The 14,277-nt window shown below is 45.8% G+C and carries 16 protein-coding genes; 6 read left to right on the top strand and 10 right to left on the bottom strand.

What is annotated here, in order from left to right:
- Positions 1-10: 10 nt before the first annotated feature.
- The 6 genes from flaG to DPF93_RS05425 all read right to left on the bottom strand — a co-directional run bounded on the left by flaG (position 11) and on the right by DPF93_RS05425 (position 5,978).
- The gene (flaG, locus tag DPF93_RS05450) at positions 11-439 is read right to left on the bottom strand and encodes a flagellar protein FlaG (RefSeq protein ID WP_114765210.1); all 429 of its coding nucleotides are present in this window, start codon (positions 437-439) and stop codon (positions 11-13) included.
- Positions 440-513: 74 nt separating this feature from the next.
- Complete coding sequence (locus DPF93_RS05445; RefSeq protein WP_114765209.1) at positions 514-1,647, bottom strand: flagellin; 1,134 nt, start codon at positions 1,645-1,647, stop codon at positions 514-516.
- A 264-nt stretch (positions 1,648-1,911) separates the two neighbouring features.
- Positions 1,912-3,054 (bottom strand): flagellin, encoded by a 1,143-nt coding sequence (locus DPF93_RS05440; RefSeq protein WP_114765208.1) that lies wholly within the window; start codon positions 3,052-3,054, stop codon positions 1,912-1,914.
- A gap of 239 nt (positions 3,055-3,293) precedes the next feature.
- A complete protein-coding gene (locus tag DPF93_RS05435; protein ID WP_114765207.1) occupies positions 3,294-4,427 on the bottom strand; it encodes a flagellin in 1,134 nt (377 codons plus the stop codon).
- A 121-nt stretch (positions 4,428-4,548) separates the two neighbouring features.
- Positions 4,549-5,451, bottom strand: a complete 903-nt coding sequence (locus tag DPF93_RS05430; protein ID WP_114765206.1) for a Dyp-type peroxidase — start codon at positions 5,449-5,451, stop codon at positions 4,549-4,551.
- A 68-nt stretch (positions 5,452-5,519) separates the two neighbouring features.
- The gene (locus tag DPF93_RS05425) at positions 5,520-5,978 is read right to left on the bottom strand and encodes a DUF2919 domain-containing protein (RefSeq protein WP_114765205.1); all 459 of its coding nucleotides are present in this window, start codon (positions 5,976-5,978) and stop codon (positions 5,520-5,522) included.
- A 166-nt stretch (positions 5,979-6,144) separates the two neighbouring features.
- On the opposite strand from DPF93_RS05425, the gene DPF93_RS05420 reads away from it, so the two are divergent.
- Positions 6,145-6,492, top strand: coding sequence for a DUF2956 domain-containing protein (locus DPF93_RS05420; RefSeq protein WP_114765204.1), 348 nt, complete (start codon positions 6,145-6,147; stop codon positions 6,490-6,492).
- Positions 6,473-6,814 (top strand): DUF4156 domain-containing protein, encoded by a 342-nt coding sequence (locus tag DPF93_RS05415; RefSeq protein ID WP_114765203.1) that lies wholly within the window; start codon positions 6,473-6,475, stop codon positions 6,812-6,814. The genes DPF93_RS05420 and DPF93_RS05415 overlap by 20 nt, the downstream gene beginning before the upstream one ends.
- Positions 6,815-6,822: 8 nt before the next feature.
- Here DPF93_RS05415 and DPF93_RS05410 read toward each other — a convergent pair whose 3' ends face one another.
- Positions 6,823-7,110, bottom strand: a complete 288-nt coding sequence (locus tag DPF93_RS05410; RefSeq protein WP_114765202.1) for a winged helix-turn-helix domain-containing protein — start codon at positions 7,108-7,110, stop codon at positions 6,823-6,825.
- Between the two features lie 200 nt (positions 7,111-7,310).
- Between DPF93_RS05410 and DPF93_RS05405 the strand changes: the two genes are divergently transcribed.
- The 4 genes from DPF93_RS05405 to DPF93_RS05390 are packed head-to-tail and all read left to right on the top strand — an operon-like array spanning position 7,311 to position 9,668.
- The gene (locus DPF93_RS05405) at positions 7,311-7,658 is read left to right on the top strand and encodes an ArsC family reductase (protein ID WP_114765201.1); all 348 of its coding nucleotides are present in this window, start codon (positions 7,311-7,313) and stop codon (positions 7,656-7,658) included.
- A gap of 17 nt (positions 7,659-7,675) precedes the next feature.
- A complete protein-coding gene (dapE, locus tag DPF93_RS05400; protein WP_114765200.1) occupies positions 7,676-8,809 on the top strand; it encodes a succinyl-diaminopimelate desuccinylase in 1,134 nt (377 codons plus the stop codon).
- 2 nt (positions 8,810-8,811) lie between these two features.
- Entirely contained in the window at positions 8,812-9,492 is a 681-nt protein-coding gene (locus DPF93_RS05395; protein ID WP_114765199.1) for a M15 family metallopeptidase, read from the top strand.
- Positions 9,492-9,668, top strand: a complete 177-nt coding sequence (locus DPF93_RS05390) for a DUF2897 family protein (RefSeq protein ID WP_114765198.1) — start codon at positions 9,492-9,494, stop codon at positions 9,666-9,668. The genes DPF93_RS05395 and DPF93_RS05390 overlap by 1 nt, the downstream gene beginning before the upstream one ends.
- A 43-nt stretch (positions 9,669-9,711) precedes the next feature.
- On the opposite strand, the gene DPF93_RS05385 is transcribed toward DPF93_RS05390, so the two are convergent.
- The 3 genes from DPF93_RS05385 to DPF93_RS05375 are packed head-to-tail and all read right to left on the bottom strand — an operon-like array spanning position 9,712 to position 14,262.
- Complete coding sequence (locus tag DPF93_RS05385; protein ID WP_114765197.1) at positions 9,712-11,613, bottom strand: sensor domain-containing diguanylate cyclase; 1,902 nt, start codon at positions 11,611-11,613, stop codon at positions 9,712-9,714.
- Positions 11,610-12,149: a YfiR family protein gene (locus DPF93_RS05380; RefSeq protein WP_244204685.1), complete on the bottom strand. Its 540-nt coding sequence runs from the start codon at positions 12,147-12,149 to the stop codon at positions 11,610-11,612. The genes DPF93_RS05385 and DPF93_RS05380 overlap by 4 nt, the downstream gene beginning before the upstream one ends.
- Before the next feature lie 7 nt (positions 12,150-12,156).
- Positions 12,157-14,262: a TonB-dependent receptor plug domain-containing protein gene (locus DPF93_RS05375; protein ID WP_114765196.1), complete on the bottom strand. Its 2,106-nt coding sequence runs from the start codon at positions 14,260-14,262 to the stop codon at positions 12,157-12,159.
- Between the last annotated feature and the right edge of the window lie 15 nt (positions 14,263-14,277).

The raw sequence follows: 14,277 nt of genomic DNA, 5'->3' as shown, positions 1-14,277 counted from the left end.
AAAAACACGATTACACCTTTTCGATCAAAAGCCCAGAAGAATAGCGGGCTGTTTGTTCTCTAAGACGTCGCAAGACTTCTAGCATTTCCTCATCAGGTATCTGTCGAATAATTTCGCCAGTACTCTCTTCATAGATGGTGACCACATCTCGTCCAGATTGCTCATCAATCCGGAATGACAAACCAGTTTGGATAGAGGAAATAAATTCATTCATCTGCTCTACCACTTTTTCGCGCTCTTGCTCAGAAAGTTTTTGTCTTGCTTGAATAACTTCCGTCGCTTGCTCAACCCCTCGCGAGGTCAACTGGTCTATCTCCGAAGCCACTACCTTGTTAGAAGGTAAGGAAACACCTTGCGGATTATCATACTCCGAAGCAATTTTAGTGCCACTTTGTGAGCCATAAGACTGGATGTTCGATGTGTAGGATGGTATTTCCATAACAATCTCCCTTCCACCTCATAAACGCCAATTTAACTAAGTCATGGCGTCTATTCGGCTCGGCCTTACACGCCTTAACCCAATAGGCTCAATGCCGCAGTTGGTGTCTGCTTCGCTTGTGCGAGTACCGAGGTACTTGCTTGCTGCAGAATCTGCGACTTGGTCATTTGGGTTGTTTCTTTAGCGTAGTCCGTATCAAGAATACGTCCGCGGGATGCGTTCACATTCTCGTTAATATTATCTAAGTTATTGATCGCATGTTCAAAGCGATTTTGGAATGCACCTAATGATGCACGTTGGCTATCAACTGACTTAAGTGCGCCATCAATGACAGAAACCGCCATTTGAGAGCCTGCTACAGATGTTACGTCAACATCGGCAACAGTCACTTCTTTAGCTGCACCAAAGCCTAAATCACCACCGAGTGCGCCGCCAATAGTCACATCACCATCCACTTGGTTTGACGCGGCGAACAATTGCATCTTACCGTCTTCACCAACCGAAGCTTTGATATCGCTGCTTTGGCCATTAATGTAAGTCGCTACTTGCTCTACGTTATCACCCTCTTTCGCATTGATGGTCAACGATTTCGCCTCACCGTGCGTATCGGTATACGCTAGCGTGATATCAGTGGCATCGGCCGCTACACGCCAATCAGCCGCTTTACCCGTTGTCACTTCGTACGCTTTACCGCCCATCGCTTCAGTATCAGAACGCATGTTACCCATGCTCAACTGCACTGCTTCGCCAGAGCCCGCGCCGATTTGGAACGATTTGCTGCCAAATTGACCATTGAGTAGCTTGTTACCACCAAATGAGGTCGTTTCTGCAATTCGATTCAATTCATCGTTCAGAGCCGTCACTTCCTCTTGGATAGCGATACGCTCAGAGCGTGAATTTGAACCATTGGAAGATTGCAAAGCAAGATCACGCATACGTTGCAGAATGTTGGTCGTTTCATTCATTGCACCTTCTGCGGTTTGTGAAATAGAAATACCATCATTGGCATTTTTCACTGCCATATCTAAACCGCGACTTTGAGAAGTTAAACGGTTTGAGATTTGCAGACCTGCTGCGTCATCTTTCGCGCTGTTGATCTTGTAACCTGATGACAAACGCTCCATCGATTTCTGCATCCCGTCGGTTGCATTATTGACATAGCGTTGTGCTGTCATCGCAGACACATTCGTGTTTACGTTGATTGCCATATTTGATCTCCTTAGGCATAGGGCTATGCATATCCGTGTCTCTCACCTCACTTCAATGCATATCATTTCTCTCAGCCCTTTAACGACCGACAAAATATAACCTTTAGAGAAAATTTAATTATTCTTGCGAATATTCTTAGTTATTGAGAAAAACGTGAACCAGTTCCAATCGTGCATATGGATTATTGATAGTTCACATGGCTTTTACCGAGCGCAGAAACAAAAAAATCCAGCCGAAGCTGGATTTTTCATTTGCTCTAGCAATTAGCCTAGTAGGCTTAGTGCTGAGTTTGGCGCTTGTTTCGCTTGTGCCAAGATAGAGCTTGAAGCTTGAGAAAGAATTTGCGACTTAGTTAGTGCCGTTGTTTCTTTCGCGAAATCAGTATCTTTGATACGGCTCTTAGACGCATTTACGTTTTCGTTAATGTTGTCTAGGTTGTTGATAGCGTGCTCGAATCGGTTTTGGAATGCACCTAGTTCTGCACGGTGTGCGTCAACGTACTTAAGTGCTGAGTCGATTACTGCCACAGACTCTTGAGAACCACCCACTGTTGTTACGTCGATTTTATCAACTGTTACAGCAGAACCTGCGCTCATGCCTAGTTCACCAGCTAGTGTACCGCCAAAGCTAACTGCACCATCAACGTTGTTCGCGCCAGCGAAAACTTGTAGACGACCTTCTTCATCAACAGAAGCCGTTACTTTGTCAGTTTGACCGTTAATGTAAGTCGCTAGCTCTTCGATATCATCGCCCGCTTTCGCTTCGATAGAGATCGTTTGAGGAGCCGCTGCGCCTTTTTCAGTTAGCGTGATTTCTAGGACGTTAGAACCTGCTGCCACGTTCCAATCTTTGTCTTTCGCGTTTTCAGCAGATGCTTTGTAGCTTGTACCACCCATTTGCGCGTTATCACTACGCATATCGTTTAGGGTTAGCATTACTGCCTCACCGTTATCTGCACCAATTTGCATTGATTTAGTAGTGAACGTGCCGTTAAGTAGCTTGTTACCACCAAATGAAGTTGTTTCAGCAATACGGTTTAGTTCGTCGTTTAGTGCTGTTACTTCTTCCTGAATCGCTACGCGCTCAGATTTTGAGTTTGAACCGTTCGCTGATTGTAGCGATAGGTCACGCATACGTTGCAGGATGTTGGTTGTTTCGTTCATCGCGCCTTCAGCGGTTTGAGCGATAGAGATACCGTCGTTAGCGTTACGTACTGCTACATCTAGACCGCGACTTTGTACATTAAGACGGTTAGAGATTTGTAGACCAGCTGCATCATCTTTAGCGCTGTTGATTTTAGAGCCAGATGCTAGACGCTCCATTGATGTTTGTTGTGCGCCAGTTGCTTGGTTAAGGTAGCGCTGAGCTGTCATTGCTGAAACGTTAGTATTTACATTCACTGCCATGGTGGTTTCTCCAATTGATTTTCCGATGTTTCCGGTTTCCGACGTCTCGGAAAACCAAGTAGTTCTCTCAAAGTTACTTTTATTAACGGCACGCTTTGGCAAACCTTTAGAAAAAAATTAAGTTTTTTTTGATAAAAAGCACTTTGGTGGGTTTTGCGTGATGAAATAGATAAAAAACAAGAAAAGTCGCAATTATTATTAAAGCTATCAATTTAGCTGCCGATACACTTCGCCTTTAATTATCCCAGCAGAGTTAACGCAAGGTTCGGCTGCTGTTTTGCCTGAGCTAAAATTGAGGTGCTGACTTGCTGCAAGATTTGCTGCTTAAGCATTTGCGTAGTTTCTTTGGCGTAATCGGTATCTTTGATGCGACTGTTTGACGCCGCGAGATTTTCATTGATATTGCTTAAATTATTAATCGCATGCCCAAAGCGATTTTGCATCGCCCCGAGCTCGGCTCGATGGCTGTCTACGTATTCCAACGCAGTATCAATCACCGACACTGCGCGTTGCGCGCCGCCTGCATCGGTAATATCCAAATTATCCACCGCTTCATAGCCAGCTAAATTCATATTCAGTTGATTAGCTAGGCTGCCTGAGAAACTGAGTGTTCCCGAAGTTTCACAACCCGACATATAAATCTGCAACTGCCCCTCTTCATTCACAGAGGCAGAAACTTTATCGGTTTGACCATTGATGTAGCTTGCGAGCTGTTCAATATCGTCGCCGACTTTGGTAGTGAGTTGGATGTTTTCCTGCTCACCTTTAGCTGTGGTAAAGCTGATGTTTAACTTTTCGCCACCCGCGCTAACACGCCAGTCAGGACTCGCTTTTGCTGCAGCAATATAACTAAAGCCTCCCATCGCCAACGTATCGGTACGCATGTTATTTAAGCTCACCTGCACCGCTTCACCCGAATCGGCACCAATTTGAAAAGCGGCTTCTTTAAACGAACCATTGAGCAGTTTTCGACCACCAAAAGAGGTGGTTTCAGCGATTCTATTTAATTCATCATTTAAAGCGGTCATTTCTTCTTGTAAGGCAATACGTTCAGCAGGGCTATTTGAACCGTTAGCCGATTGCAAAGAGAGATCGCGCATACGTTGCAAAATATTGGTCGACTCTTTCATCGCCCCTTCTGCAGTTTGCATGATTGAGATGCCATCATTGGCGTTGCGCATCGCGACATTCAGCCCGCTCATCTGCGTTTCGAGGCGATTAGATATCTGCAAGCCAGCTGCGTCATCTTTGGCGCTGTTAATACGGCTCCCTGAAGCCAGTCGCTCCAGTGATTGATTGAGCAAATGCGTCGCATTGCCTAAGTGGCGCTGCGCTGTCATTGCTGAAACATTGGTATTAACAGTAACACTCATATCGTGATTAGCCTTTTTATTGGTTACTTCTTTATCGGCTAACCCGGCAGAACTTTAAGAATTTTTACAGCAAAAATGAAAAAGCCGAGCATAGGCTCGGCTTAAACTAAATCATTTGCGCTTAGTTAATTGCAAGTTGCTGCAGCATTGCTTCACTTGGAGCAAAGAAGTAGGCACCTGTTACTGCATGAGTAAAGCGTAATAGCTGGTCAGTTTTGCCATCCGTTACACCATACATGCTCTCTAACATGGTTTTAAAGTTGTGTAGTGTGTTGCAGTATGCAATGAACAATAAGCCGTGTTCGCCACTTGCACTGCCGTAAGGCAAGCTATGGCGTACAATTTTCAGCCCTTTGCCTTCTTCTTTAATATCCACGCGTCCAACATGCGATGCCGCTGGTACATCATCAAGCTCGATTGAATCAGGCTTAGTACGACCGATCACTTTCTCTTGCGCTGACACATTGAGACGGTTCCAAGCTGGTAGGTTATGGATAAAGCGCTGCACCATCACGTAACTGCCGCCCGCGAATTCACCTTGAGGGATAATCGCCACTTCTTGGCGAGCCGCCTCTTTCGGGTTTTCTGTACCATCGACAAACATGGTCATATCACGTGCATCTAGGTAACGGAAACCAGCCGTCTCGTCTACGACTGTTACTTCATCTGCCACTTCTGCGAGCAACTTACGCATTACATAGAAATGCAGATCTGGACGACTTGAGTGTAGATGGACTAACACATCCACATCACTGGTTGGCGCCACGATTTCGCCTTCGCCTAACTGAGGAAATTCAATCAACTCTGCTGGCATCGCTTGGTTTAATTGCGACCAAAAACCATGGGTAAATGCCACAGAAAGCGTCAAGTTCGCTTGTGCTTGCTGCTGGTTTAATTCTGCCACCAAAGCTGGCAGCGCTTGTAGCTGTGCCAATACCTGCTGAGGGTTTTGGTTAACTTTCAATAAGGTGTAGTGTGCGAACGGTTCCGCTTCTGGAAGAATCGCCGATTGAGGGTGAGACATTTATTTGCTCCTCATTATTTTAATTTTGCTCAGTGTAATCGTTATAGCGTGCTACGTATTGATTATGATCAGTTAGTTTCGTTGAGTTTAAAACAATCTCGAACGGTTTTGCTTTGATATACGTAAATAGCAAACCAAAGTAGCACCAACATTATCACACCATTGGTCCAACTGAAGGCGCCTGCTTGTAGATAAACATGGTACACGCTTTGAAAAAATTGGCTCAGTGCAGTGATTAAGGTGATCGGTTTTCCCCAAGAAACAATCTTGGCAGCCCAGCGGCGCTCGGGAGAACGAAGGCTAATCAACCACATCAACGCAATACTCGGCACGCCCATTAATAAGCCCAAATACAACATGTCATGATCTGGGTAAACGTAGTTTAAAATAGTGCTGCCGCTATCACGGCTCACCCCTGCAACAATAAAGACCACCCATGCCTTTGCCAATAACATCCAACCGAGCCATAACCACTTAGGGGCAAGGAGAAAGCCGTTTTTATCAAACGATTCGATGGCGTAACGCATAATTGTTCAAAATGGTAATGAATTTGGGCATCACTCTACTCCAATTATCGCAACATGCCATCGAATTTTGCGCTTACCTCCCACCGCTGCCTTCCGCAATTTGCCAGCAGCAACAATTTGTTCAACGTGGTAGCATGAGAAAAACCATTGGAAAACAGCAAACAAAATGAAAAACAAAGCCGTACCCTCAGCACAAACTCAACAAGAAGCAATGAGCGTTGCTAAAGCAACACAAAAACCGGGGCAAACTAAAGAGCAAACCAAACTGATAGCTCAAGGAATTGAGAAAGGCATTGCGCTGTATAAGAAGCAGCAAAAAGAAAAAGCGCGCCAAGCTGATAAAGCTAAGAAGAAAAACCTCAAAGCCAAACGCCTAGATAAAAACCAAGATCACGAAGTTGAACAACCGGTCGTAAACGAGCCAACAAACCAAGCGAAAAACGCTATACTGCCTTGGATGCTGTTGGTCGTCAGTTGGATAGGATTTTATGTTTATGTCACACAAACTGCGTAACCTTACCACCCTTTCATTATTTGCCTTACTTACTGGGTGTGCGGCTCCGTACACTCAAGTGAACCAAGAGGCGCAAGATGTGCATGTACGTTTCGATAGTGGTTTTGACGCCGACCAATGCCAATGGTTAGGTGATGTGACGGGAACAGAAGGACATTGGTATTCCTATCTATTTTTCACCAATGATGCCATGGTCCAAGGGGCTATTAACGACGTAAAAAATCGCGCCAAGAAACTTGGCGCGACGACGGTTTATGTAATAGCTCCACAAGATTTTACCACCTCATTTACCGTGGTGGGGAATGCATATAAATGTGGATGAAGACACCGTTATGCTCTAAAGCCTAAGCTCGCAGCAATATCTGATTCTCGTTCGCTCACCCATTGGCTATCGAATGGTCCCCAATCTGACAATTGGTAGTAGCCATCGTTATGACGTCGACCATCTTGTACAAATGCGAGTTCGATGCCAATGCCCGGCAGCGCTTTGATAACATCTTGAATCGTGCGACGCGGCCAGCCAGTTTGCTCAATTAGTTTCGGAACATTTGGACGCTCTAAACTTTCAACAAGCAGAGCCAAATACAAACGCCTTGCAAACACAGGACTCAGTTCCATTGATACCTCCTATAAACTTCAGTGAACATTATTTCCGTTTGTGCGATAAATATTTTGCGTTTGATCAATAACTCGTCTTCATTCACATCGGTTTAGGGTATTTTTTACTCATCAAAATATATGCGTCACATTTTTTGTTTCCCTGCGAAGTTCCTGATAGGATTCAAAAATAATAAAAAAGTCACTTAAAAAGGTTCAACATGACGATCACTATGTACGGTATTCCGAATTGCGATACGATTAAAAAAGCGAAAAAATGGCTCGATGCCGAAAATATCGGCTATGAGTTTCACGATTATCGTAAACAAGGTATTGATGAGAATTTAGTAAATGCGTTTTGCCAAGCTTTAGGCTGGGAAAATGTGCTCAACAAACGCGGTACGACCTACCGCCAGCTAAGCCAAGAACAAAAAGATACGCTGAACCAGGAGACGGTGATTGCTCTATTAATAGAACAGCCTGCCATGATTAAACGCCCGATTCTACTGGTGGATAACCAATACCACATTGGATTTAAAGCGGATCAATACGCCGCAATTTTTGCATAACGAAAAGGATTTCAAGGATGACTGATAGCCCAGTATTGGCGCTGGCAAAAGACCTGATTAGCCGCCAGTCCGTAACCCCAGAGGATGCGGGTTGCCAACAAGTAATGATCGACCGTTTGCAAGCGCTCGGATTCGAGATTGAAGTGATGGTGTTCGAAGACACAACTAACTTTTGGGCAAGACGTGGCAGCCAAGCGCCACTGTTTGCCTTTGCCGGTCACACCGATGTTGTCCCGGCAGGTCCTCGTGAGCAGTGGCATACACCACCATTTGAACCAACCGTGATTGATGGTTACTTGCACGGGCGCGGCGCTGCCGATATGAAAGGTTCTTTAGCCTGTATGATAGTGGCAGTTGAGCGCTTTATTGCCAAGCATCCCGATCATCAAGGCTCACTGGCGTTTTTGATCACTTCAGATGAAGAAGGTCCATTTATTAATGGCACCACACGCGTGGTGGATACTCTCATGGCGCGCAACGAACCTATTGATATGTGTATTGTCGGTGAACCGTCGAGCACGCACTCAGTAGGCGATGTGGTCAAAAATGGTCGACGCGGCTCAATTACTGGCGATCTGCGTGTGAAAGGCACACAAGGTCATGTTGCCTATCCGCATCTGGCAAACAATCCGGTTCATCAAGCGCTACCAGCGCTGGCGGAACTCGCCAACACGACGTGGGATAATGGCAATCAATACTTCCCGCCAACCAGTTTCCAAATTCCAAATCTTGCCGCTGGTACTGGGGCATCAAACGTAATTCCGGGTGAATTTGATGTGCAGTTTAACTTCCGCTTCAGCACCGAACTGACAGACGGTGAAATTAAACGTCGCGTACATTCTGTATTAGATGCCCATGGCTTAGACTACGATCTAAAATGGACACTAAGCGGTCAGCCATTTTTGACCGACACTGGCGCACTATTGGATGCAGTCGTAAAAGGCGTGTCCGATGTTAACCATATTGCCCCAGAATTACTCACCACTGGTGGCACCTCTGATGGTCGCTTTATCGCACAAATGGGCGGTCAAGTTGTCGAGTTAGGTCCCGTCAATGCCACAATTCACAAAGTGAACGAGTGTGTCAGCATCGCCGATTTGGAAAAACTGACCGATATGTATCAAAACATCTTGGAGAACGTACTCGCGTGAAGATGACGCCTGAGCAACTAAGTGGAGTCAATAGTGACCATTTAACAGAAATCATGTTTGGTCAGAAAGCCTTTCTTGTCCACCTGCAAGTGGTCGACGACCTTTTGGAGCTAAAACACGCCGCTGCTCAGGCGGGATACAACCTTAATATTGCTAGTGGGTTTCGCGACTTTGCTCGCCAGAAACTGATTTGGAATAACAAGATGGCGGGTGACAGCGTTATTCTCGATAGCAATAGCCAACCATTAGACAGCCAAACTCTGACTACCGATGAAAAAATTATGGCTATTTTGCGCTGGTCAGCACTGCCTGGCGCAAGCCGCCATCATTGGGGAAGCGACTTCGATGTATTTGACCGCGATTCGCTACCGAAAGAAACACAGTTGCAGTTAGAGCCTTGGGAATATTTGTCAGGTCACCAAGCAGATTTCTACCTTTGGCTGGCAGGCAACCTCAGTAAGTACGGTTTCTTTTTTCCTTACCAGCATGATCTTGGTGGCGTCGCCCCAGAGCCTTGGCATATTAGCCATAAGCAAGTTGCAAGCCGATGTTTACAACAGTTAACCTTAAAGCATTTACAGCAAAGGCTCAGTTTATCCCCTGTTTTGGGTAACGAAGTGGTACTCGAAAAGCTTGAGACGATCTACAATCAATTTATCACCAACATCAGTGGAGATGAATGATGGACTTACTGACTAACCCTTGGGTGATCATCGCAATTGTTCTTGCCGTTATCATCGGTAACATCAGTGTGCTCAAATACACGGCAAATATGAAAGTCACGCAAATGAAGAAAAAGCCCGCCAACGAAGACCAAGATGACACAAAGCCATCTGACCAAGATACCAGCTCACGCTGATACCTTGGCTCTTCGGTAATTTATCGCGCGGTATATCAATGCGCTACTTCGGGTAGTAAAACTGGTTTTTACCCAAGCGTTTTGCAGTATACATATGACTATCTGCAAGACTTATCATCTCATCTAGACTGGCACTGTCATCATTTGTCCAATAGCTAATACCAAGGCTAGCTGTCACGTCGCACACATGCTGATTTATTACAATCGGACGGGCTAAAGTCTCAATAATTCGCTGTGCAATCGGCTGGCAAAACTGACTCTTCGCAATACCAATTAAAAACTCATCGCCAGCGATTCGCGCCACTAAATCTTGCGATGAAATGCACCCCTTCAGACGCTTAGCGACAACTTTAAGCAGTTCATCACCGACGCCATGCCCATACTGATCATTCACCGCTTTGAAGCCATCCAAATCGAGGAAGAAAATAAACTGTGACTCCCCTCTGTTATGTCCCTCTTCTAGGTGCTTAATGGCTTTAGAGCGATTGGCTAACCCGGTGAGCGGGTCATGATTGGCGGCAAAATCTAAACGTTTGAGTTCCATTCCCACACTTAAATCCACCACACTAACAACAAAAGCTTCGACTCTGCCATCATTGCTTTTAAGCGCTCGAGCGCGCAACTCGTAAGGCATCCAGCCTCGGTGCTGATGTTGGATCTGAACCTTGCGCATCACCAAACCAGTGCCAAGCAGCTCTCGCTTCATCTGCGAGGTAAATTGCAGAGGCTGTTTGAAGACTAAATCAAGTGCAGAGTTAAGCGTACCAAACCACTCAGACGCAGTATTATTCTGCGTTTCTAGCTGTAAATTTCTATCTAGCACTAAGATGGCATCTTGGTACTGATCAAACATCAACTCAAGCAAGATGCGGCGTTTCTCTGCAATATTGATTTGCGTAATATCCTGGAACTGTACCAGTGACTGCTTATCTGCTTCTAGAGGGTGACAACTGACTCGGTAACGCTTGTCACCTTGCCGGGTTCTAAGTTCAACAGGCAGAAGCGGAAGATGGTTATCTATTGCATGCAATACCGACTCAATTGATAGCTTGGGCTCAAAACTGCGCTCCAGCACAAGGCGCGTATTGTCTAATGCTTGATCAGCAAAGATAGTACTAGCAACAGGGTTGCTGTACTCAACTCGGTTGTCCGGGGATACAACCAATACGCCTCGCTGCATAACGTTAAGCGCATTGTGAATATAGCGGTTTTTTTGCTCGACGCTTAACAGCGCATTTTGTAATTGTTTTTCGCGATCAAGCAAGTTGGCGATCATTTCATTAAAGCAGGTGGTGAGCTTACCCACTTCATCATCATGCATTACCTCAATCGTATTGGCTGTCATGCCTTGGGTGATCGTCTGCTCCATTGACGCATGCAAGGTCGAAAGTGGCTTAACAATCAAGCTGTGCAATAGACGAGCAAAAAACCACGAAAAGAGCGAGACAGCCAATCCCAATAATCCAAGATAGCTAAACAGTTGTTTTTCTCTGCTTGATAGCAGCTCGAGCGATTCCCATACCACCAGCGTGCCAAGCGTTTCACCCAACATTTCAATTGGCGTTTCTACACGTTCGTATCGAACCCAGTCACAGGCGAGGCTGCTATCAAGCCAGCGACAACCAGAAGGAAGCTGAGCAATTTCAGCCACGGTCTCACCAGTTTGATTGACCACTTTTGCCGCAATAATCACAGGATCAAACGTCAGATTAATAAGCTGCTCTTTTGCGGTCAGTGGATCATCGAACATCAGCGCCGCTTGCAGCGTCGTCGCAACACCTTGGGATAAAATAGTAACCCTTTGCTCCTGCGCGTCGCGCTGAGAAACGATCAGCAAATGAATCGCCAGCGTACCTATCAAGCCAACGATAAACGTCACAATCAACCAAGTTGGTAGCATCATCTTGTAGCGCAGTGGCCACTGGCGAAAGCTAGTCAGTTTCATTCTGCCTCCGCCTTATACAGTTCAGACACTTCCAATAACTGGGAGCGCAGTAAAACTTGAGACTGCTCGACATTTGCTCGTGCAATCAGGGGGCGAATACGGTTTCTAACCTTAACAAAAGCAATCATGCCGCCATTTTTGACAAAATCGACTCCATCACCGACCAACAAGGCATGAGGATACTGTTGGCGTAGTTGTTCGTTGTTGTCAGCATCACTTTGGCTGGTAAATAAAATATGACAAACCTGCGGATCGCCTCCTTCACTAAGTAAAAAGAAGCGCGCCATTTGCGGTTTACTGGCGATGATCGCCTCAAGGCGTAAACTGATTTCGTTGATGTCTGTCACGCAGTATTCAATATGCTCTGAGCTGACCCCTGTATTTTGCCAGTCTGCCAACAGCGCGAAGCGAAACAGGTAAACCGCTTTTAAATCGGCATCATCTACTTTGGCGATAACTGGCAAGGCGAATAAGTTAAGACCTAATACCGCAAGCATGCTCGATAACGCCGGTTTAAATTTAAATCCTATTGTCATTGGTTTGTTACTCTTGCGCTGCGCCATACGTCCACTCTAGGGTCAACCAGTATTGCGTTCCGTTTTGGAACGCCCCCAAAGAGTCTGGAAATTCTTTTGATTGATCAGTGGTTAAGTTCTCTACGCTAGCGCTAATTCTTGGTGCGCGCTTATGCATTTGCCAACTGGCGGAAGCATCGACATTCACGACTTCCGGCCATGCATAGCCATCTTTGGTGGTGTAATCAGGATGAGGAGATGACTTTGAAACATAGTGCAGCGTCGAACTAACCCACCACTGTGGGTTAATATCCCAAATCACTTGAGCATTAAAAAAGTGATTTGGCTGGTTCTCCAACTGTCGCTTCGCCGCATCACTACCTGCACACAACGCGCCCTTACAATGACCAACAATACGTTTGTAGCTATAGTTGGTATTCAATTGCACATCGGGCAGCGGCTGCCACTTGAGCGCAACTTCACCGCCCATCGTTTCCGACCAAAGAGGATCATCATATTGAGAAAAGAACAATCCATTGCTCGCGCCATTGTGATTAGGGATTTTCTCAAGAAAAAGTCCCGCGCGGATATTGTCATGACGACTGTAATAGGTGCTGATGCTCAGTTGCATCGCATTGCCCTTCCACAGGCGGTAGCCCAGTTCAAAGGTCTCGATTTTTTCAACATCCATGTTGTCGTTACCAGCAAGCAGATCACTGCCGACGTAATAAAACACATCATCTACTGGCTTAATATAGCCATAGTAGTTACGTTGAAAAGTGGTCTCCATTTCAAGCCTTGAAGGCGTAACAACAGATAGCCCCCAGCCCGCCCATAGACGTTGCTCATCAGATAGTTGATAACTGAGACGCACTTGAGGCTGCGCGTATATCTCGTCAGTAAGGTTATGATACTGCCAACGGTTACCTACGGTAAGGTGAGTTTTATCATCCAAAGGGATCTCCCAGTTGGCATAGAGTGCATAACTTTGACTTAAAAAGTCATGCTCATCGGTGACACGCAAATAGGTCATCGAATACTGATCGACCGCGCTGTATTTGCCCAACTGCTCATCAATAATGCGGATATTGCTGCCAAGACTAAGCTGCGTGCCCCACAGTTCGGCGATGGTGTAGTGGGAGTCGAGATCAAAGCGCCAAAAGCTAGCGTTGCGATCAGGACCATCATTATCGCTATAGGTGAGCCAAACTTTGTTATCCCAACTGTCACCATCTTGGAAGTCATAGATGTGCTGTAAACCGGCAAAATACTCTTGCATGGTCATTTCGGTATCGTAAAAATCCCCCGAATATGCCCCTGCAATAGTTGGATGAGGTAAATACTCCACCCACATATAATCTTCACGCGAGCGAATGCCTCCAGCTTGCACGCTCAAGGTATTAGCAAACTTTTGATAATCGAGTCGTGTGCCAAATCGCTCGGTATTCACATTATAATGTTGCTGGGACTGAACGATCTCCTGCTCACTGGTCCACGGCATATGATCGACATACTCTAGATAACCACTTAAGTGGGCATAGTCACCAATCGCGGTTGAGTCATGAAATTGGTATTCTGAGTAGTTGTAATTACCCTCTTTGACGGTCAGTTTTCCTTTCGGCGCCTTTTCGGCTTCTTTCGAGATAATATTGATCACGCCATTGGTGGCATTGCCGCCCCAGATAGTTCCAACCGGACCTAACACCACTTCAATTTGCGCAATATTGGCGAGACTTATCGGAATTAAATCCCAATCAACCCCGGAAAACATTGGGTTAAATACGCTACGACCATCCACCATTACCAGCAAAGTATTGCTCAGTGGCTTGTTTTGACCACGAGCCGTGATCCCCCAGTCATAGTTAGAAAATTTTGCCACATGTAAACCTGGAGCAAGGGCTAGCGCATCCGCGACCGAACGAACGCCTGAGCGCTCAATTTCTTTGGCACTAATCACGTACACCGACGCGGCAACATCCGAGAGACTCTGCGCGTTGCGGGTTGCAGAAACCACTTTAGTGTCGGCTAAGGAATCCAGTGGCATCGCCAACAGCGATTCGAGGTCAAATTCGGCAAAAGAGGGGTAAGACAAACTAACCGCTGACAAAACAGCGAAAGGCAAGATATTACGCATTAAAATCTATTCTCA

The sequence above is a fragment of the Vibrio rhodolitus genome, from assembly GCF_003350325.1.
GTDB lineage: Bacteria > Pseudomonadota > Gammaproteobacteria > Enterobacterales > Vibrionaceae > Vibrio > Vibrio rhodolitus.
The sequence above is the reverse complement of the archived record's forward strand: the minus strand, read 5'-3'. Positions and strand labels throughout refer to the sequence as shown.